This window comes from Chelatococcus sp. HY11 (genome assembly GCF_018398335.1).
Taxonomy (GTDB): Bacteria; Pseudomonadota; Alphaproteobacteria; order Rhizobiales; family Beijerinckiaceae; genus Chelatococcus.
Genome location: NZ_JAHBRX010000001.1, coordinates 4,031,707 through 4,051,713 on the forward strand (window position 1 = coordinate 4,031,707; position 20,007 = coordinate 4,051,713).

Annotated in this window: 19 protein-coding genes; 11 read left to right on the forward strand and 8 right to left on the reverse strand. The window is 62.1% G+C overall.

Annotated elements, in window-relative coordinates; translation table 11 throughout:
• Nucleotides 1–41 precede the first annotated feature (41 nt).
• Nucleotides 42–1,034, reverse strand: a complete 993-nt coding sequence (locus tag KIO74_RS18350; protein ID WP_213333203.1) for a LysR family transcriptional regulator — start codon at nucleotides 1,032–1,034, stop codon at nucleotides 42–44.
• Between the two features lie 94 nt (nucleotides 1,035–1,128).
• Here KIO74_RS18350 and KIO74_RS18355 point away from each other — a divergent pair, with 94 nt between their 5' ends.
• Nucleotides 1,129–1,992, forward strand: a complete 864-nt coding sequence (locus KIO74_RS18355) for an aldo/keto reductase family oxidoreductase (RefSeq protein ID WP_213333204.1) — start codon at nucleotides 1,129–1,131, stop codon at nucleotides 1,990–1,992.
• A gap of 198 nt (nucleotides 1,993–2,190) precedes the next feature.
• Here KIO74_RS18355 and efeO (KIO74_RS18360) read toward each other — a convergent pair whose 3' ends face one another.
• The 4 genes from efeO (KIO74_RS18360) to efeU are packed head-to-tail and all read right to left on the reverse strand — an operon-like array spanning nucleotide 2,191 to nucleotide 6,431.
• On the reverse strand, nucleotides 2,191–3,012 hold the full coding sequence (gene efeO, locus KIO74_RS18360; protein ID WP_213333205.1) for an iron uptake system protein EfeO: 822 nt from the start codon (nucleotides 3,010–3,012) through the stop codon (nucleotides 2,191–2,193).
• A 17-nt stretch (nucleotides 3,013–3,029) separates the two neighbouring features.
• Nucleotides 3,030–4,373, reverse strand: a complete 1,344-nt coding sequence (gene efeB, locus KIO74_RS18365; RefSeq protein ID WP_213333206.1) for an iron uptake transporter deferrochelatase/peroxidase subunit — start codon at nucleotides 4,371–4,373, stop codon at nucleotides 3,030–3,032.
• A 4-nt stretch (nucleotides 4,374–4,377) separates the two neighbouring features.
• Nucleotides 4,378–5,562: an iron uptake system protein EfeO gene (efeO, locus tag KIO74_RS18370; protein ID WP_213333207.1), complete on the reverse strand. Its 1,185-nt coding sequence runs from the start codon at nucleotides 5,560–5,562 to the stop codon at nucleotides 4,378–4,380.
• On the reverse strand, nucleotides 5,559–6,431 hold the full coding sequence (gene efeU, locus KIO74_RS18375; RefSeq protein ID WP_291979927.1) for an iron uptake transporter permease EfeU: 873 nt from the start codon (nucleotides 6,429–6,431) through the stop codon (nucleotides 5,559–5,561). The genes efeO (KIO74_RS18370) and efeU overlap by 4 nt, the downstream gene beginning before the upstream one ends.
• 409 nt (nucleotides 6,432–6,840) lie before the next feature.
• Here efeU and KIO74_RS18380 point away from each other — a divergent pair, with 409 nt between their 5' ends.
• Together KIO74_RS18380 and KIO74_RS18385 are read left to right on the forward strand one after the other, a co-directional pair.
• Nucleotides 6,841–8,271, forward strand: a complete 1,431-nt coding sequence (locus KIO74_RS18380; protein ID WP_213333209.1) for an aldehyde dehydrogenase family protein — start codon at nucleotides 6,841–6,843, stop codon at nucleotides 8,269–8,271.
• Nucleotides 8,272–8,528: 257 nt separating this feature from the next.
• Nucleotides 8,529–9,584, forward strand: a complete 1,056-nt coding sequence (locus tag KIO74_RS18385) for an NAD(P)-dependent alcohol dehydrogenase (protein WP_213333210.1) — start codon at nucleotides 8,529–8,531, stop codon at nucleotides 9,582–9,584.
• A gap of 56 nt (nucleotides 9,585–9,640) precedes the next feature.
• Here KIO74_RS18385 and KIO74_RS18390 read toward each other — a convergent pair whose 3' ends face one another.
• Nucleotides 9,641–10,075, reverse strand: a complete 435-nt coding sequence (locus KIO74_RS18390) for a YqaA family protein (protein WP_213333211.1) — start codon at nucleotides 10,073–10,075, stop codon at nucleotides 9,641–9,643.
• Nucleotides 10,076–10,222: 147 nt separating this feature from the next.
• On the opposite strand from KIO74_RS18390, the gene KIO74_RS18395 reads away from it, so the two are divergent.
• On the forward strand, nucleotides 10,223–11,833 hold the full coding sequence (locus KIO74_RS18395) for an FAD-dependent monooxygenase (protein ID WP_213333212.1): 1,611 nt from the start codon (nucleotides 10,223–10,225) through the stop codon (nucleotides 11,831–11,833).
• Here KIO74_RS18395 and KIO74_RS18400 read toward each other — a convergent pair.
• The gene (locus tag KIO74_RS18400; RefSeq protein ID WP_213333213.1) at nucleotides 11,828–12,547 is read right to left on the reverse strand and encodes a GntR family transcriptional regulator; all 720 of its coding nucleotides are present in this window, start codon (nucleotides 12,545–12,547) and stop codon (nucleotides 11,828–11,830) included. The genes KIO74_RS18395 and KIO74_RS18400 overlap by 6 nt on opposite strands.
• A 124-nt stretch (nucleotides 12,548–12,671) precedes the next feature.
• Between KIO74_RS18400 and KIO74_RS18405 the strand changes: the two genes are divergently transcribed.
• The 7 genes from KIO74_RS18405 to KIO74_RS18435 all read left to right on the forward strand — a co-directional run bounded on the left by KIO74_RS18405 (nucleotide 12,672) and on the right by KIO74_RS18435 (nucleotide 18,581).
• The gene (locus tag KIO74_RS18405) at nucleotides 12,672–13,568 is read left to right on the forward strand and encodes a fumarylacetoacetate hydrolase family protein (protein ID WP_213333214.1); all 897 of its coding nucleotides are present in this window, start codon (nucleotides 12,672–12,674) and stop codon (nucleotides 13,566–13,568) included.
• A 1-nt stretch (nucleotide 13,569) separates the two neighbouring features.
• A complete protein-coding gene (locus KIO74_RS18410; RefSeq protein WP_213333215.1) occupies nucleotides 13,570–14,289 on the forward strand; it encodes an SDR family NAD(P)-dependent oxidoreductase in 720 nt (239 codons plus the stop codon).
• Nucleotides 14,290–14,352: 63 nt separating this feature from the next.
• Nucleotides 14,353–15,342 (forward strand): DctP family TRAP transporter solute-binding subunit, encoded by a 990-nt coding sequence (locus KIO74_RS18415; protein ID WP_213333216.1) that lies wholly within the window; start codon nucleotides 14,353–14,355, stop codon nucleotides 15,340–15,342.
• Between the two features lie 40 nt (nucleotides 15,343–15,382).
• Nucleotides 15,383–15,913, forward strand: a complete 531-nt coding sequence (locus tag KIO74_RS18420) for a TRAP transporter small permease (protein WP_213333217.1) — start codon at nucleotides 15,383–15,385, stop codon at nucleotides 15,911–15,913.
• A gap of 4 nt (nucleotides 15,914–15,917) precedes the next feature.
• A complete protein-coding gene (locus KIO74_RS18425; RefSeq protein ID WP_213333218.1) occupies nucleotides 15,918–17,210 on the forward strand; it encodes a TRAP transporter large permease in 1,293 nt (430 codons plus the stop codon).
• A 72-nt stretch (nucleotides 17,211–17,282) separates the two neighbouring features.
• Nucleotides 17,283–17,603, forward strand: coding sequence for an EthD family reductase (locus KIO74_RS18430; RefSeq protein ID WP_213333219.1), 321 nt, complete (start codon nucleotides 17,283–17,285; stop codon nucleotides 17,601–17,603).
• A gap of 15 nt (nucleotides 17,604–17,618) precedes the next feature.
• Complete coding sequence (locus KIO74_RS18435; RefSeq protein WP_213333220.1) at nucleotides 17,619–18,581, forward strand: NAD-dependent epimerase/dehydratase family protein; 963 nt, start codon at nucleotides 17,619–17,621, stop codon at nucleotides 18,579–18,581.
• Nucleotides 18,582–18,602: 21 nt separating this feature from the next.
• Here KIO74_RS18435 and KIO74_RS18440 read toward each other — a convergent pair whose 3' ends face one another.
• On the reverse strand, nucleotides 18,603–19,958 hold the full coding sequence (locus tag KIO74_RS18440) for a hypothetical protein (protein WP_213333221.1): 1,356 nt from the start codon (nucleotides 19,956–19,958) through the stop codon (nucleotides 18,603–18,605).
• Between the last annotated feature and the right edge of the window lie 49 nt (nucleotides 19,959–20,007).

Consider the following 20,007-nt stretch of genomic DNA (forward strand, 5'->3'; position numbering starts at 1 on the left):
CGCGAAAGTCAAAGGACTAGCACGCTTATGCGCATGCAGGGTTAGTCGACCACTTTGGTATTCAGCCCTGTCGGGGGATGGGGCTTAAGGCTTTCTGGCCTATTCTGCCCACCATCGGCCGGGCGCCCATGGCGAACGGTTGGTGTCTTGATGAAATCGACAAATGCGCGCAGCGGCGCGGGCACGAGACGGCGGCCGGGATAGTAGAGGAAAGGCCCTGGAAAGCTCGGCCACCAGGGCTCGAGGACTGGCTCAAGCGCGCCGCTTTCGAAATGAGGGCGCAACCAGTCCTCGAATAGCCCGACAATACCGGCGCCGGCGACGGCTGAATGGACGGCGAGGTCCGAACCGCCGCCAGCCTGCACGATCAGTGGCCCTGTGGGATCGACACGGATGATCTCGTCGTCGCGCTCGAATTCCCAGGCTGGCATTGTCCCACTGGGAAAGCGATGGCGCAGGCATGCATGGCCGAGCAGATCGCGCGGATGCTCCGGCCGACCGTGGCGATCAAGATAGGCCGGAGAAGCGGCGGTGGCGTAGCGTTGAATGCGCGGCCCGATCGGCACGGCGACCATGTCCTGCTCCAGCCGTTCCTCGTAGCGGATCCCGGCATCGCAGCCGGCCGCGAGCACGTCTATGAAGCTCTCTTCGGTGATCACTTCCAGCCTGATGTCCGGATAGGCCGCGATGAAGGAAGGGACGATATGCGGCAGCACCAGCCGTGCCGCGCTGACTGGCACGTTGAGCTTGAGCGTTCCAGCGGGCCTATCGCGGAAATCGTTCACTACCCCAAGCGCCACGTCCACCTCCCGCAGCGCCGGGCCAAGCCGCTCCAGAAGACGCTTGCCAGCCTCGGTCGGCACGACGCTACGCGTGGTGCGGTGAAACAGCCTCACCCCGAGCTGGCCTTCAAGACGTCGCACGGCCTCGCTCAAGGCCGACGCGCTCGCGCCGCTCTGGCGCGCCCCGTCGCGAAAGCCCTTGGCGCGGGCCACCATGACGAAGGCGTTCAGGTCACTCAGATCGATCTTCATTGTTCGCTAATCCGCACAGCCTGTGCGGATTGTATCTGGTTATCGCTGTCACGCGCAGAGCCCATTTGTCTCATGTGAGAATTGGGAGAAGACCATGACCAGCATCGATCAGTCCGACACCTTCGCCCTGGGCGGCCGCCGGGTGAAAAGGCTTGGTTACGGAGCCATGCAGCTCGCCGGGCCTGGGGTGTTCGGTCCGCCGAGGGATCGCGGCGCGGCACTCGCTGTGCTGCGCGAGGCTGTCGCGCACGGAGTCAATCATATCGATACGAGCGACTTCTATGGTCCGCATGTCACCAACCAACTGATCCGTGAAGCGCTTCATCCCTATCCGGATGATCTCGTCATCGTCACCAAGATTGGCGCGCGGCGTGGCGCGGACGCCTCATGGCTTCCGGCCTTCGCGCCCGATGAGCTGGCGAGCGCGGTGCATGATAACCTGCGTAATCTTGGGCTCGACGCGCTGGAGGTCGTCAATCTTCGGATCATGTTCGATACGCATGGGCCAGCCGAAGGGTCGATCGAGGCGCCGCTTGCCGCTCTGGCCGAGCTTCAGCGGCAAGGCCTCGTCCGACATATCGGGTTGAGCAACGTCACGGCCGCGCAGATCGCGGAGGGGCGCAAGATCTGCGAGATCGTTTGTGTCCAGAACCACTACAATCTGGTTCATCGCGGCGATGATGCCTTGATCGATACGCTCGTCAATGACGGCATTGCCTATGTGCCGTTTTTCCCGCTTGGCGGCTTTACGCCGCTGCAGTCGTCCAGATTATCCGATGTTGCTCAGCGTCTCGGCCTCACGCCCATGCAGGCCGCTCTCGCCTGGCTGCTTCAACGCGCGCCCAATATTCTTCTGATCCCGGGCACGTCCTCGGTTGCGCATCTGCGTGAAAATCTTGCCGCTGGCGCACTCGATCTGCCCGACGACGCGTTTGCGGATCTCGATCGCGTTACTTGAGGGGCACGGCTGAAGCGCTGTCAAGCGAAGTGAAAGTCAGTTCGCGTGAAGGAAACACGTCCAAACAACAACCTGGAGCATACCCGACGCACAGTCTTTTAACGGGCATGCTCCAGGTCGGCGCTCGATATAATCGGACATGGAGCCTGACAGGACACGGAAGGTTTCGACGGTCACCACCTTCCGTGTCGGGCGTCTTCAGTTCAGTCCAAGTTTTCCGCGCAAGGTCGACAGGTCTTCAGCGAGTGTGTTGACGGCGCTAGCCAGAACCTTGCGATCATCATCAGTGAGCTTGTCGTAGGACTGATAACCTTCGCCGCTCTTGTATTTGGCGAGAGTCGTGCCGACAACGCTGAAATTATCCGCGACTTTCTTGACGAAATCCGGATCTTTCTTTTCGATCAACGGCCGTACGAGGATGAAAATCTTCTCAGAGCCATCGAAATTGCCCTTGAAGTCCCACAGATCGGTGTGGCTATAGCGATCTTCCTCGCCGGAGATCTTGGTTGCCGCGACCTCTTCCATGAGCGCCGCGGCGCCGCCGACCACCTTTTCCGGCGGAAGTGTCATGTCGGTGATCCGCTGGCTCAGCGCGGTCACATCGGCCATGAGCTTGTCTGCGAAGGGCGTGAGGCCTTCCGTGGAATTCTGCTCCCAGAGACCGTATTCAATACGATGGAAGCCTGGGAATTCGGGGTTCTTCTCACCATTCTCATAGTCGTCGGCCCGCGAGTCGATGGCGGCGTCGAGATCGCTGAAGAGTTCCGCGATAGGCTCGATTGCCTCATAGCTCATGCGGGTGGGGGCGAAAAGACTTTTTGCCTTGTCCACATTGCCCGCCTTCACCGCATCCGTGAAGGTCTTCGTATCCGCGACGAGTTTTTGCAGTTTCTCGGATACGTAGATCTTGTATTCGGCGATCGGCTCGACCAGATCGAGCGTCGCAGCCTGTTGCGCATAGGCCGTGCCGCCAAGCGATGAGGTCAACACCGCAACAGCGAGGAGAGCCTTCAATCTCATTTCGTTTCTCCTGGTCTTCATGTCGGGGATGGATGGCCTGCGCGCGCGGCTTCGATGAGCCGTCGGCCGAGATAGTCGCCGGGCTCCCGCACGCCGGGCAGAACATAGAAATAGCCGCCGCCGATAGGCTTGAGATATTCCTCGAGGGGTTCTCCGTTCAGGCGGCGCTGCACGGTGAGGAACCCGGCCTCGAGGTCGGCCTGATAGCAGATGAACAGAAGGCCTTGCTCGAGCTGGCCGGATCGCGTCACGCCGTTCGAATAGTTGAACGGCCGCCGCAGGATCAGATGCTCCTCCGATCCCGGCGTTCGCGGGTTGGCCAGGCGGATGTGAGCATCGAGCGCCGTCACCGCGCCGTCGGGATCTTCTTTGTAGTCGGGCTCGTCGAACTCGGTCGCGCCATTGAATGGCGCTCCGCTCGCCTTGTGGCGGCCCATGATGCGCTCCTGTTCCCCCAGCGGGGTCCTGTCCCAGCGCTCGACCAGGTTGCGAATGATGCGGATGGCTTGATAGCTACCGCCCACTGCCCAGGCGGGCTCACCCCTGTCCTCGCCGACCCACAGGATGTGCCGCATCAAAGCCGCGTTATTGGCGTCGGGGTTCGCCGAGCCGTCGCGAAAGCCGAGGAAATTGCGCGCGCTCTCGACACGACCGTCGGGACGCGGCGGAATGACCGGAACACTGCCTTCCTGCTTCCAACGCAGCACCAGCTTGTCCGGCATCGTTTTCACGATGTCGCGCAGCGCATGGATCGTCGTATCGGACCGGTTGGCGCAGAATTGCAGGGCGAGATCGCCATGGCAGATGGAGGCGTCCAGCGCATCGTTGGGAAACTTCGTCATCCGCTGGAGATGACGCGGTTTGAGCGGCTTCAGCCAGTCGCGACCCGCGAAAAGGGACGCGCCGACCGAGACCGTCGCCGTCAGGCTGTCCGGCGAGACGAAAGGCCCGAGGATGCCGGAATCCGCCGGCGGAAATTTCGGGTCGAGATCCGGCGGCCGGCCGCCCTGCGTCAGGAAGACGAGGCGCTCGGTCAGTGTCCGGAAGAGCCTTTCCAGCTCGTCCGGGGTTCGCGCGATCACGTCGAAAGAGGCGACCATGCCGGCCGCCGGGCGCGGCGTCACGATGCCTTGCTGGACCTCTCCAAAGAACGGCCAGCGGCCTTCCGTCGAGGCGTCACCCGTGGGCGCATCGGTGACGTGATGCTCGGTCTGCGCGAGTGCCGCCTTGTCTTCGGCATGCTTATCTTCGGCATGGGCGGCCTGTGTCGCAAGCGCGCCTCCCGCGGCAGCACCCACGCCGAGCAGAAAGCGCCGGCGCTCGCGGTCCTGTGGGGAGGAAGGATCATCCTGTCGAGCCATGACCTTATCCCGGAGCCAGGCGATTGGAGACCTTGTCGAGGGTATCGGCAAGGGCGCGGAAGGTTTCGGCGATCGTCCTGCGGCTTGGCGCATCCACCTTGTCGTAGGTGGCATAGTCCTTGCCCGACTTCAGCGCTTCGAGGCTCTGGCGCGCCGCCTTCAATCGTGTGTCGAGTTCGTGGCTGAGATCGGCGGAGCTTTCGGGGATGAGCGGGCGCACCAACCCGGCCATTCTGGTGATGCCGGTCAAGCTTGCGTCGAGGTCGTCGAGGTCACTATGCGCATAGGCGTTCTCGCCGCTTTCGATCTTTCCATCGGCGAGGCGCCTCGAGAGGCGTGCCGCCCCGCCTGGTACATCGTCGGGCGCCAGTTTCACGGCGCGCAGTCGCGCTTTCAGCTCATTCACATCGGTAAGTAATTTCTCGGCGATCGGAATGAGCGGCGCCGTCGTATTTTCGACGAACAATCCATATTCGAGACGGTGATACCCCGTGAAATGGCTGTCCTTCTCGCGATCCTCCAGATAATCGGCGATCGGGTCGATCGCGGTCTGAAGATCCGCCCACCGCATGGCAGTCGCCTCAGCCTGGCGATAGGGCGCCCGCGCTGACACGTAGAGCGCCCGGGCCTCGTCCAGGTCGCCCGCCTTGAGCGCCGCGACGAGTTTTTCCGTCGCCGTGACGAGGCTCGCGCCCTGCAGTGCCAGGAAGAACTTATATTCGGACAAGGGACCGATGAAGGCCTTCAGCTCCGGCCCTGTCTTGGCGGCGGCTTCCGACGCCGCGTTGGGCGTGACGGTGAGTTTGCCACGCGGGTTGGAGAGAAGCCCGCATGTGATCTGGTACTGGCCGGGCTTCAGATTGGCCGCCAAAGTTTGCCGCAAGCCCGGGATGATGTTTTCCCGTTCCTCAAGGACCATGATGCCGTCGAGGATCTCCCATTCGACAGGGCGATCCGAGGCATTGTGGATCTCGAAGGTATGCCGGCCCGCCGGGAGCGTGAGTTCATTCGGCCTGCAGGCCTTCGCCCCAACCTCCACCTTGACGAGATCGGACGTGCTGCCGCTCTGCCGCTTCGCAGTCGCGTAGAAAAAGGCGCCGCCGCCCGCCAGCGCGAGCAAAGCCGCGCCGGCAACCGCGAAGGGCATGAGGGGCGACGGGCCGGGGCCTGGTTTGCGTTCTATGCTCATGGCCTGGGGTCCTCGGCTGGCCGCGCAAGGGGGCTCGGCGCCGGGGCGCGGCTGTCCCGAAGGAAGAGAAAAAGGCTCACGGCAAGAAAGACGATATAGACGAAGACTTCACCAACGGCGGGTGCTTCCTGATAGCTGAATAATCCCGACAGCACGGTTCCGCTCACGCTGGAAACCGGCAGGATGTCGCTAAGGTCGTAGGCGCGGGCTTGCAAGAGATTCCAAAGCCCAGCTTCATGCAGATTGCGCAGCGCGCTTGAGAGGATGCCGGCCGCGACGATGAGGATGAAAACGCCTGTCCAGGTGAAGAAGCGACGCATGTTGATGCGCACGCCACCAATATAAACGAGATAGCCGACGGCGACGGCGCACAGGAGGCCGGCGAGGGCGCCGAGCGGAGCCAGTGGCGTTGGGCTCTGTTGAAAGATCGCGAGCAGGAAGAAGACGGACTCCAGCCCTTCCCGCATCACAGCGAAGAAAACCATACCGACGAGTGCCCATCCGCCGGCGGCGCCTGGCTGGAAGGCATCGTCTATGGCGTGCTGAAGCTCGGATTTCATGGAGCGGGCCGCCTTGCGCATCCAGAAGACCATCGAAACGAGCACGCCCACGGCAAGGAACCCGACGAGACCCTCGAAAAGTTCCTGCGCCTTCTGCGGAAATTCCGCGCTGGCCAGTTGCAGCACGGCACCGATGAAAAACGAAGCCGCGATGGCGAGAAAAATCCCGATCCAGACAAAGGGCATCCACGCGGAGCGGCCTGTCTGCCGAAGGTAGCTCGCAATGATGCCTACGATGAGGGCTGCCTCGATGCCCTCGCGCAGCATGACGAGAAACGGAGCAAGCGTTTTGACCTCCTTACCCGGAATCCGGGCGCAGATCTTTAAAAAACGGCCTATGTATAGCGCCGTGGCAAGTGAAAGCAACCGCACTTGTTGGAAATGTTTTTTAATTAATCTAATAAAAAACTGAATTACCAAGTAATGATAATGGGTGGTCGCGCACGATCGCAGCAATCAGCGCGCCGTGCGTGACGTGTAGCCCGTTGCGCCCGCGATCAAGACGTCCTGTGGCGGCGGCACCTCATCGCCTCAAAAAAACGGACACTCGTCGATACCCTTCTAAGTAGCCACAGAGATGGCGACGCAACCCGCCCGATGACATGTGCGCGAACGCGCTTTCCTCGGGCGGGAGAAAGGGCTAGTTCAGTCGCATCTGCGACGATGGCCGGTAAACGCCGGCCTGAACAGGCCAAGGCGGCTCTCCTGGAGGCAAAAGATGGCGCACGCGCTGCAATTCTACATCAATGGTGAATGGGTCGCGCCCAGCGGCAGTGCGACGCTCGACGTCATCGATCCTTCCAATGAGGAGGCTTTCGCGACCATCGCGCTCGGCACGGAAGCAGATGTCGACAAGGCCGTTGCCGCGGCGCGCGCGGCCTTCCCCGCATTCGCTGCGACCTCGCGGGAAGAGCGGCTCGCCCTCATGCGCAGGCTGCTGGAGGCTTATAAGGCACGCTATGACGATGTCGCCAAGGTCCTCTCGCAGGAGATGGGGGCGCCGCTTCCTTTCGCGCATCGCTCGCAGGCAGCGATGGGGACGGCCCATCTCGCCAAGACGATCGAGGCCCTGGAGACTTTCACCTTCGAGGAATTGCGCGGCACAACGCTGATAGCGCGCGAGCCGATCGGCGTCGTGGGCATGATCACGCCCTGGAACTGGCCGATCAACCAGATCATGTGCAAGGTCGCGCCGGCGCTTGCCACTGGTTGCACGATGGTGTTGAAGCCGAGCGAGATCGCGCCGCTCAACGCGATCATCTTCGCCGAGGCCATGCACGATGCCGGCGTGCCGAAGGGGGTTTTCAACCTCGTGAACGGCGATGGCCCAACAGTGGGTGAGGCGATTGCCCGCCATCCGGGCGTCGACATGGTGTCTTTCACGGGTTCGACGCGCGCGGGCATTCTCGTGGCCAAAGCCGCTGCTGACACGGTGAAGCGCGTGCATCAGGAGCTCGGCGGCAAGTCGGCGAACATCATCCTGGATGATGCCGACCTTGACCACGCGGTGAGGACCGGCGTCGAGGATTGCATGGGCAATTCCGGCCAGTCCTGCAACGCGCCCACACGCCTGTTCGTGCCGGCCGCCATGCACGATCGGGCGGTAGCCGTCGCCAAGGCTGCCGTGGAGCCATTGCGGGTCGGCCCCGCCTCGGCGGAAGGCACGCGCCTCGGGCCTGTCGTCAGCGAGGTCCAGTTCAACAAGATCCAGCATCTCATCGAGGCTGGCATCAAGGAGGGGGCGGATCTCGTCGCGGGCGGGCTCGGACGTCCCGAGGGGTTGAACCGCGGCTATTACGTCCGCCCCACCGTCTTCGCCAATGTGACCGACGACATGACGATCGCGCGCGAGGAGATCTTCGGGCCGGTGATCTCGATCCTGCCCTACCAGACCGAAGCCGAGGCCGTGACGCGGGCCAATGACACGCCCTATGGGCTGGCCGCCTATGTGCAGTCCGGTTCGCTCGAGCGGGCGCGCCGGATCGCCGCGCAGATGCGGGCGGGCAATGTCTATATCAACTATCCCGCATGGGACGCCGGTGCGCCGTTCGGCGGCTACAAGCAATCGGGCAACGGGCGTGAGTATGCCGATTTCGGCATCCACGAGTTTCTGGAGATCAAGGGAACGGTCGGCTACGGCGCAGCCTGAGTTTGTCCAGCCTTGCCTTGACCAGACCACATGTCTTCTCAAAAAGCCGGGCCTTCGCCCGGCTTTTTTCGTGACCACAGGTTCCATGCGGTCCGACTTGGCTGATGACAATCATGTCGATGCGGAGAATTTAGGCACGCACTTGAATGTCGGCTCATCAATGCATTGATGAGCGTGGATGCGCGTCTGGAATTTGCTCGAACTGCTCTCCGGTGGCTCCAGAAGTGCACCCCCACACATCAATGCGAGGCCGAGCGATGTTCACATGTACTGGCTATGCCGCCGAGGCTGCCGACCAAAAACTTGCGCCTTTCACATTCCAAAGGCGGGATCCCGGCCCCAACGACGTTGTCATCGAGATCCTCTACTGCGGCGTCTGCCATTCCTACCTCCACACGGTTCGCAACGAGTGGCAGAACACGCTTTTTCCAAGCCTGCCGGGCCACGAGATCGTCGGCCGCGTTCAGGCCGTGGGCACGGATGTCACGCGATTCAAGGCGGGTGACATCGCGGCGGTCGGTTGCATGGTGGATTCCTGCCGGACCTGCCCGAGCTGCCGCGAGGGGCTGGAGCAATATTGCGAGCCGGGCTTCACCGGCACCTACAACAGCCCGGACAAAGTCTTGGGCGGCCCCACCTTCGGCGGTTATTCCAGCCATATCGTGGTGGATGATGCCTTCGTTTTGAAGGTGCCCGCCAATCTCGATCTGGCCGCCGCGGCCCCCTTGCTGTGCGCCGGCATCACGACCTATTCGCCGCTCCGTCACTGGAAGGCCGGCCCTGGCAAGAAGGTCGGCATCGTCGGTCTGGGCGGTCTTGGGCATATGGGGGTCAAGCTCGCCCACGCGATGGGGGCGGAGGTCGTGCTGTTTACCACCTCGGCGAGCAAGGTTGACGACGGGCTGCGGCTCGGCGCCGATGCGGTGGTGCTTTCGACGGATCCCGCCGCCATGGCCGCGCATGCCGAAAGCTTCGACCTGATTGTCGATGCCGTGGCGGCGCCGCACGACATCAACGCCTATCTGGCGCTCATCAAGCGCGACGGCACGCTGGTGCAGGTCGGCGCGCCGGATAAGCCTCTGCCGGTCTCGGTTTTCAGCGTGATCTGGCGGCGCCGGAATTTTGCCGGCTCATTGATCGGTGGCATAGCGGAGACGCAGGAGATGCTCGACTTCTGCGGCGAGCACGGCATTACCGCCGACATCGAGATGATATCGATGGACAAGATCGAGGACGCTTACGCCCGTATGCTGAAGAGTGATGTGAAGTACCGCTTCGTCATCGACATGGCGACCTTGCCGAAGGCTGCTTGAAATAATGGATCGACGGCGGCGCGCATAACGCCGCCCTCATTCGGCCCGGCGGCTCCTCATGTCCAATGCAGGGCCGCCGCGGCCAGCGCCGCATAACGCCCGACCTTGGCGACTGTCACCAATGCCAGAAAGATCGGCAGCGGCTCACGAAGAACACCTGCCACCACCGTCAAGGGGTCACCAATGATTGGCATCCAGCTGAGAAGCAGGGACCATCTGCCATAGCGCTGATACCAGCCTTGCGCGCGCTGGAGCGCGCTCGCCTTGACGGGAAACCAACGGCGATCGCTGAAGCGCTCGATCCCCCGGCCAAGCAGCCAGTTGATGACGGATCCCAGCACATTTCCAACACTTGCGACGCCAATCACCAGCCAAGGCGTGTAGTCGGCCATGAGCATGGCGACGAGCACCGCTTCGGACTGCATGGGAATAATGGTTGCGGCGGCCAACGCCGTTGCGAACAGACCGAAATAGGCGGCGATGAGGCTCATGTCCGATGATCACGTAAGGTAGTGTTTCATCACGGTCTATAGCAATTTGTCGACAGCGGGAGCGTGGCGCCGCATCGCGTTGGGCCTTAAGGTCGCGGCGACGGCGAAAAGCTCACCTCTGGACGGATGCGGGCGGGAAGGGTTTTGATGGAGACGACTGCGGTTCTTATCGTCGGCGCCGGGCCTGTGGGCCTCATGCTGGCCAACCAACTCCAGCGGCAGGGCATCGCGCATGTCCTCATCGACCGGCAGCTTGAGCACAGCTTTTTCTGCAAGGCACTTGGCGTTACCGCCCGCACGCTCGAGATATTCGATGATCTCGGAATTGCCGACGAAGCGATCGACCGGGGCGTCTGGCTGCGTGGTCTACGCACTTTCGACAATGGCGAGCAGGTCGCTGCTTTTGACCTCCCCGAACGCGACCTTCCGTTCGGCGCGCTGTCTCTTGCCCAATATGAGACAGAGGACTTGCTGGAGATGAGCCTGCGTCGCCATGGCGGCGGCGTCGCGCGCGGCTGGCGGCTGGACAGATTCGTGGAAGACGCGGACGGCGTTCAGGCTGAACTGGTGCGCGAGGGCGACGATCCGGCGGTGACACGCACGCTGAGATGCCAATGGCTTGTCGGGTGCGATGGCGCTCACAGTCGGGTCCGTGCGGCGCTTGGCCTGAGTTTCGAGGGCGGCAAGTTCCCCCAGACCTTTGTGCTCGGGGACCTCGATATCGACTGGTCGCTGCCGCGCGGCTACTTCTATCGCTTCAGTACGCACCGGGATGGACAGCAACCGAACTCGCTGGCGGCGGTCCCCGTCCATGGTTCGGTGCGGCGTTACCGCCTTTCGACCATGCTGCAGGATGGGCCGGAGCTCGCCATGCCGGAGGGTGTCGAAGCAACGCCGCCGGATCTCGAGCGGCTGACGGCGATTGTGCAAAGCGGCTTGCCGCAGGGCACGCGCTTGTCGAATTTGCGCTGGTCATCGCTCTATCGCGTGAGCCACCGTATCGTGCCGAGCTACGGCAAGGGCCGCGTGTTTCTTGCGGGCGATGCGGCGCATATCCATCCGCCCGTTGGCGGGCAGGGCATGAACACCGGTTTGCAGGACGCCAACAATCTGGCCTGGAAGCTCGCGCTTGCGGCGCGAGGCCTTGCGGCTGAGGGACTTCTGCAAAGCTATGATGCCGAGCGGCGTCCCGTTGGCCTTGATGTCGTCGAAGGCACGAGCCGCGCTCTGAACGCGGTTCTCTCACAGCAAGCCACCATGCCCGGGGTCAAGGAAACCCAGCTGCTCATCAGCTATCCGGAAAGCCCGATCATCGTGAGGTCGAAAGCAGGTGTCGAGACCGGGCTGCAGGCCGGTGACAGGGCGCCCGACGCCTATGGCCTTGTCAGACCGTTCGTGGCCCATCCGGCCCGTCTCCACGAGCGGTTGGGAAAGGGGAAGCACCGTCTCCTGTGCTACGCCGGTCAGGAAGGCTTCGCGCCTTTCTCGGCGCTTGTCAGAGAACTCGCCGCCCGTCTGCCCGGTTGTTCCGGGAGCCTTGGTATCGTGGCGAAGGGCGCGCCGCCCGCCGACGATGAGGCGATCCCGCTGCTCCAGGACGCGGCCGACAACTTCCGCTCGTCCTATAACGCGGTTCCGGGCATGGCGTGGCTTGTACGACCGGATGGTCACCTCGCCTGGATTGGGCACGCTGAGGAAATCGCGGAGCTTTCATCCGCGCTCGACCTGGTGGCCGCCATCCGCTCGGCTGAATTATGACTCAGTCTTTCCAGGGGCTCCGGCTTCACTGAGGATAGCCGAGACAGCCAGCCGTGTGCGATCAAGATGTGTCGCGAGGACATCGAGGCTGGCGGGATCGCGGGCGAGGACCAATTCCATCAGGCTGCGATGGTCCGCTAAGAGATCGTGACCAAGCTTGGAGCGATCCATGCTTGTCAGACGGAGCGCCCGGTAGCGCTCTGTCTGATCGACCATCTGATCGATGAGCCGCAGCAGGCGCGGCGACGGTGCCGCCTTGATAAGGCTGAAATGGAAGGCGCGGTGGCGTGCCTCCCACTCCATCACCGCGCTCGGCTGATCCGCGACATGGTAGGGAAGCGGTGCCTTCTCCATGCGGTGGCATGTCGCGATGATATCCGCCTCCCAGTCATCGTCGCCGAATTGCAGCGCGAGCCCCAGGGCCTCCCGCTCCAGTGCGATCCGGATGCGGTAAACATCCTCAACGTCGCCGATGGACGGGCGCGGCACGCGGACGCCGCGGTGGCTCGCGGCTTCCAGGAACTGCTCGCCGACCAATCGCGCCAGCGCTTCGCGCAGGGGACTGATGCCGCATTCGTAGCGCGCGAGCAGATCGCGCGTCAGCAAGGCCGAGCCGGGCGGTAGCTCTCCTGAGAGCAGGTCCGACTTGATCGACCGATAGACATTCTCGGCAACCGTTTGTGCCGATGCCGGGGCGGAGAGCGCGTCACTCATACGACCTCTGTAGCAGCTTCGGAAAATTAATACCAGATTCCATCATGAATTAAATTTTCCAAACTTTTGACGATTGTGGAAATGATGTCATGATCACGCCAAATCGACGAGGGGAGTTTTCTTGATGTGGGCATTGACGACGGCCGAGTTTGCGAGTGGGCCGACAGCATGTCTCGTGGTCGGCGATACGCTTCACCCGCTCAGTGAGCTCGCTGCTGCCCATGGTGTCGCCCTTCCGGGTACGGTTGTGGATGTCCTCGCCGATTGGGCGCGTTGCGAGCCCCTCCTGTCGGACCTAGCCGGCAGGGCGACCGGAGGGCATCCGGTAGCGGAGGCCGGTATTCTCGCGCCATTGCGATATCCCGGAAAAATCTTGTGCGCGGGCGCGAATTACTTCGATCATATGGCCGAGATGGGCTTTCCTGACATAACAAAGGACAGCCAGCGGCTGTTCTTCTTCATGAAGCCGCCGCGCAACGCGATTGTCGGTCCGGGAGCGACGGTCCTGATGCCGCGCGGAACGCAAGCCTTCGACTGGGAGGTTGAGCTCGCCGCTGTCATAGGCAAGACGGCGCGGCATGTGTCCGTTGATGACGCGCTTTCCTATATCGCCGGTTATACGGTCGCGATCGATTTTTCAGCGCGTGACTTCAACAAGGCGCCGGAGCAGTTCTACAAGCTGGACTGGGTCGCGGGGAAAGCCAACGATACCTGCTGCCCGATCGGCCCGTGCATTGTTCCGGCGGCACATTTCCCAAATCCGCAAGCGGCCCGCCTCCGCCTCTCGGTCAATGGTGAGCTCAAACAGAATGGCAGCGCGGAGCAGATGATCTTCTCGATCGCGGAGCAGGTCGCGCGTGCATCGGAAATCATGACGCTCGATCCCGGCGATCTCCTGCTTACAGGTACGCCGGCCGGGGTTGGCGTGCCAAAGCAGAGCTTCCTCAAGGTCGGCGACAGGGTGGATGCCGAGATTGATGGCATCGGCAAGCTGTCGGTCACCATCGCGGGCGAGGCCTGAGATGAAGCCGCGGCCCGTCGCCTTCGTCACCGGTGGGGCGTCCGGCATAGGGCGAGCGACGGTGCTTCGCCTCGTGGCGGACGGCTTCCATGTGGCGGCGGCGGATCTCAACCGGGTGCTACTGGACGAGCTGGGCGGGAGCGAAAGACACATCACCACCCATGTGGCCGATGTGCGGGAGCGGTCGCAGATCTCCGAGGCGATGGCGGCTTATCCGGAGATAAATGCGCTTGTCTGCGTCGCGGGCCTGTATCAACCGCGGCGTTTCGAAGACATCACGACTGAAGACTTTCGATTGATGCTGGACGTCAACCTTATCGGCGTCTTCATCGCGGCCCAGGAAGTGCTGCACCATATGCCGGAGGGTGGTCGCATCGTCACGGTTTCATCGCGCGCGGCGATCGGAGGCACCAATTTCGCGCATTACGTAGCCTCAAAGGCCGCGGTGGTCGGCTTGACGCGTGCGATCGCCATGGAGTTGCGGCCTCGTCGTATCGCGGTGAATTCGGTCGCCCCCGGCTTCACGGATACGCCGATGACGCGGAGTATGCCGCCGGACCAGTATGCCGCCGCGCAGTCCCTGGAGCCGAGTGGGGCGGCGGCCGATCCTGACGATATCGCTGGTGCAATAGCCTTTCTTGCCAGCCCTACCACGCGCTTCATCACCGGTCAGACGTTGTTCGTCGATGGTGGAAAGTCACTGGGCGGCCTCGGTATGTAATGCGAAGACGCGATGGCGTACTAAGCGCTTATCAACAGCAATGACAAGAAGAGGGGATCTTTCATGTTCAAATACAGCAAGGCCATCGCGCTCGCCTGCGCGGTAACCTTCGGTGGAGTGACGGGCGCTGCCGAGGCGGCAACGCAGTTGCGCATCTCGACGGCGGCTCCGGAGAATTCTCCGCTGACGGATGCATTCCGCCACATCAAGAAGAAGATGGAAGAGGCCTTTCCGGGCGAGGTGACGGTGTCGGTGCACCCCGCTTCCAGCCTTTTCCGCCAGGGCACGGAACTTCCGGCCATGCAGCGCGGAAACCTCGAAATGGCGTCGCCGGTCACGTTCGAAATCGAGGCTCAGCTGCCGGAATACGGTGTTTTCTCGTCCGGCTATGTATTCCGCGATCCAGCCCATATGCTAAAAGTATTCAACGGTCCGATCGGCGAGGAGTTCTACGCGAAGGTCGCCGACAAGATGGGGCTCGTCATTCTCGACACAGCCTATCTCGGAACGCGGCAAGTCGGCCTGCGCGACGTGAAGAACATCAAGACACCGAAGGATTTTTCCGGGGTGAAGCTACGGATGCCGCCGGGAGCAGCCTTCCAGACATTGGCGCGCGCCATGGGCGTGACTCCGCTCGCCATGCCGATCACGGAAGTTTATCTCGCATTGCAGACCGGATCGATCGACGGCCAGGACAATCCCGCGAACATGACGCGTGATTGGAAATTCAACGAGGTCTCGAAAGAGATCGTGCTGACGCAGCACATCGTTCAGCCCGTCTTCATCGCCATCTCCAAGACCGCCTATGACAAGCTGACGCCCGACCAGCAGAAGGCGCTGCGCGCTGCGGCCAAGGAAGCCACGGCGATCGAGGTTCAGAAGACCATCGAAGACGAGAAATCAGCTGTCGAGGGCTTCAAGAAGGCCGGCATCGTCGTCTCCGAGCCCGATCTGGAACTCTTCCGCGCCAATGCCGCGAAACTCTACAAGGAAGAAGGCTATGAGACGAAGTGGCAGCCGGGCCTGAAGGACAAGATCGACGCCCTGCAGTGAGGAAGTTCGCGTTCTGATGTCCTCGTAACAGGAGCGGGCCATGAGGGATCGCATCGTGCAGGCGGCCGAAAAGTTCAGCCGCTTCGCCGAGATCGTATCCGGTTTAATGTTCGCCGGCATATTCGTGGTGTTCATCGTTGGTATCGCTATGCGCTATCTCTTCCACAAGCCGCTCATGTGGACCGACGAAGTCACCATATTGCTTCTGCTCTGGTGCACATTTCTAACGGATGCCTTCGTCGTCCGTTCCAGCGACCATGTCGCTTTCGACGTTGTCTGGGATGTCGTCTCCCTGAGGACGCGGCGGGTCATCGGTATCATCGGGCGCCTTCTGTTCGCGCTGATATTCATCGGCGCCCTCCCCACTGTTATCGATTACGTTCTGTTTCTTTGGCGCGAGCGCACCGATGTTCTGGAGATCCGGCTGGACATCGTCTTTTCCTGCTTCGTGATTTACATGATCATGGTTGTTGTGCGGCTCATCGCCCAGCTTGTCGAGTTTTGCGGGCCCGCTTGGCGGCAGCACGTCGCCGCATCCGATGCCCCCAATACCTCCAACGTGATTGGTTGAAGCGATGAGCACCAGCTTGATCGTTTTGTGCGTCGCCTTCGTCGTGGGGGCGGTTCTTCGCATACCGGTTGTTCTGACCATGTTCGGCAGCGGCATTGTCTATCTCTGGGTGAGCGGCCAGGACGTCGGCCTACTCGTCGATCAGACGTTGAACAATATGATGGGCATGAACGCGATGCTCGCGGTGCCCATGTTCATTCTCGCCGCCAACGTCATGAATGCGGCCACCATTTCGGAGCGGCTCTGGTCCGCCGCAAACCTTCTGGTGGGGCGCCTGCGCGGTGGCCACGGCCATGTCACTGTCCTCATGAACGTGGCCATGTCCTCAATGACCGGCAGCGCCGTATCGGAGGCATCCGGCGCGGGCATGGTCGCCATCCGCATGATGCGGAACCAGGGCCACTATCCCGGTGGTCTTGCGGTGGCTGTGGCATCGGGCGCGTCGTTGCTCGGCCCGATCATGCCACCTTCCATCCCGCTCGTGCTCTACGCGGTTATTTCCGGCGCATCGGTGGGGGCTCTGTTCCTGGCTGGTATTGTGCCGGCGTTCCTGATGGCGCTGTCGCTCAGCATCCTGATTTCCATCATGGCGCATCGCCGGAACCTGCCGCGCGCCGGCCAGGTAGCGCGGGGCGAGAGACTGAAGGTTATCGCTGGGGCGCTGGTGCCATTGACGCTTCCCGCCGTTCTGCTGGGCGGTATCTGGAGCGGCATCTTCACGCCGACGGAAGCCGCCTCGGTCGCGGCGCTTTGGGCCATACTGCTCGGCTTTATCGTTTATCGTAACCTCAATATGAAGTCATTGCTCGCCGTCTTCTTGGAATCATCCAGGCAGTCAGCCGTCGTGATGATGTTGATCATCAGCTCGTTCATCATCAACTATGCGATAACGAACGAAGGCCTTGCGGATAACATGGCGGCGTGGATAAAGGCGATGAACCTGTCGCCGCTCCAGTTCATGCTGCTGGTCAACGTATTGTTCCTTGTCCTGGGGACAGTTCTTGACGGCGCGGTTATGCTGATGGTCTTCGTACCGGTGCTTTTGCCATCAGTGCACGCGCTGGGCATCGACCCCGTCCATTTCGGTGTGGTTTCAATCATCAACTTCATGATTGCGATCATTACACCTCCCTATGGGCTTATTCTGTTTGTTTTGTCGACGCTGACAAAGGTACCGATGCGCGAAATCAATCGTGAAATCTGGGCATTTTGCGTCCCGTTGACGATTGTCATGTTCATTCTTGTCTTGTTTCCGCAGATCGTGCTCTTTCTCCCACGCATGTTTGGCTTCCAATAATATTGGCATCTGCCAGGGCGAGGTGGATAATTCCTGCCGCTCCGCAAGACAGCTCGCCACCGGAGACAATCCATGATCATACGTTCCGCTGTACTCGAGGGGCATGTTGCCCCCGGAGATCAAGAGGCCTTCGACCATAGCATGCGCACGCATGTGTTGCCGGCTATTCGCAGCTATCCGCGGCTTCGCGATGTCAGACTGCGAAAACTTGCTGTGCCGGAAGCCGGAGCGCCCGACGTCTATATGATCTTCGACCTCTATTTTGACAGTATCGCGGACATGGATGCGGCACTGGCAAGTGAAACAAGGCAGATTGTTCGCATGGCGATTGCTGAAAACATGGCTGCGTTCCAGGGGCGTGTCTATCATCTTGTTTTTGACGAAGACGCATAGAGCATTGGACGGCTCATGGGGATACTGATTACAGGCGGTGGGGTCGTCGGATTGCGGACAGCCGCGCTTTTGGCGGCGCGCGGTGAGCGTGTCGTGATTGTCGACGTTCGGCAGATCCGCTCGGACACCCTCGGCGGCGGAGTCGAAACCGCCACATGCGACGTTGTCGACCGCGATGGGCTCACCGCGCTGGTCGAAGCTAACGCGATCACGTCGATCATTCATACGGCCGCGCTGCTCTCGACGGCCATCCGCCGTGATCCTGTCCGCGGTGTCATGGTCAACACGGTGGGGACGACCAATGTCCTCGAAATCGCGCGCAGCATGAAGCTGAGGCGCGTGGTCATCGCAAGTTCCACGACGGTTGGATATACCGGGTTCTCTACACATGGGCCTGATCCCATCGAGGAGGACATCCAGCTCCGCGTAGTCAGCCAGCGGCCGGCAAGTATATATGCGGCAACTAAGCTGGCCGCAGAGAATATCGCACTACTGTACAACGATCTTTATGACGTTGATGTCGCCGTTTTGCGTTATGGCGCGGTGTTGAGCGCCAGCCAGGACATCGCGACGAGCGTGCCGGATCAGCTCCTCTCAACGCTCATGTCGGCGGGGCGTGCCGGCATGCCTGTCCATATCAAGGACCCATTTCTTCTATGGGCTGGTCGCGAAGAATTCGTCGATGCCCGGGACTGCGCGCGCGCCAATATCGCTGCGCTGGACGCTTCCGAGCTGAAGTCGCGCGTTTATAATATCGCGACGGGCGCATGGTATAGTTTCGAGGATGTCTGTGACGTCGTGCGCGGAATTTATCCTGATCTTTCCGTCGATTTAGGTGTCAATGTTACGAGCGGCTTCGCGGGATTTCCCCATATGCGTCCCGCGCCGTCGTCGACGGCCGCCGCGAAGCGCGAGCTTGGCTTCACGGCAGCTTATCGACTGGAGGATACGGTCTCCCAGCTGGCTTTGCCCGCCTGAGGTGGCGTCGCAGCCATTCCGTCAAAAGTCATCCGAGGTGATGAACTGTATCCGGGTTCCATTATCGTTGATTGGTGACCGGGGCGCGGGCTGGGCGGTCGGAGACGGCGACGCGGAACGCTGGGGAGGCGATGCTGACGTGTGCGGAGCTGGTGCCGGGGGAACCCGTGGCTCCTCCTGTACGTCTAGGCCGATGCTAGCGGGGGACTGAGCAGCGCGGTTGGCCGCTCGCTGGGCGCGATAAGCCGCGACCAGTTGATCCGAGCTGCGGATGGCGCGCTGGCCGGGTGCTGCCGCTTCGGGGGCTTCCCGCACGACGCGCCGAGCAGGGGCGTGCGGTGTGCTCACAGGTTCGCTTGATGCGGCCGGCCGCTGAGGGGCAGGGGGCAATGGCCGGCTCGTGGGTCGTTGATCGGCTGGCGCCGGCTGCGGGGCCGGGGAAAAGACGACCGGCCGCGCATCCGTCTCGGGGTAGGACACCGGCGCGGACGAGCGCAGCGCTGGTGCGGGCTGTGCCGGTGGGGGGGCAGGCAGTTGCGCGACCGCGCTTCGGGGCAGTTGGGCCAGCGCTTCCAGGTGAAGAGCCGGCGGCGTGCGCGCCGCCTGCGCGACCCGTGCCTCTTCCAAAGCGTCGCGCAGGGCGCGTTCGCGCTCCTCTCCCTTATCGCGCTTCTTGCGTTCGTCCTTGAGCAGGCCAAGGGCGTCACGCAGCGAGGCGACGATCTCCGCGGATGGCTCCACGGTCGGGTTGAGCTGCAGGGCGGACAGTGTCTTGTGCAGCCGCTTCACCTCGGCTTCGGCGGCCTTGGCGCGGGTTTCAGCGAGCTTCGCCTTCTCGGCGAGCCCGCCCTGAAGTGCGGCTTGTTCCGTGAGAGCGCCGACAAGGCTGTCGACCTTCTGACGGAGATAGAGCTTTTCCTCGTCGGGTCCTTCCGGCCCGCGCTGGGGAGCCCGCGCTTCGTGGGCGAAGCTCTCGGCGACGACGGGGAGGGAGCGTGCCAGCGTGTGCAGCAACGGCTGCTCCTCTCCCGACTGGGACTTCTGCACGATGGCATGGATGAGGGCGTCGAGGGTCTTGGCGCCTTGCCACATCAGGCGCGCCATGTCCGGGCGTTCGGCTGAGAGGGCCTCGGCACGATCCCGCAGCAATTCGGCTATGTCCTGAAGCCCGGGCGCGGCTTTCGCCGGCTCGCCCGCCCCATGCCGCGGAGGTGACACCGGCACCAGGCTCGGGCGAATGGCCGCGCGCATGAGAAGCGTTGGCAACCATTGCCTTGCGAAAAGGCAAAATTCCATCGCCTCGTCAATTGTGGGGGGCGTGTCGGCCGTCAGGCGCTTGCACCAGCGCTCCCAACCGTTGAAGCTTTCTGACATCATCTCGGCGTCTATGGACATGGTGCCGGTGTAGCGTGATCGGTGCCAGACA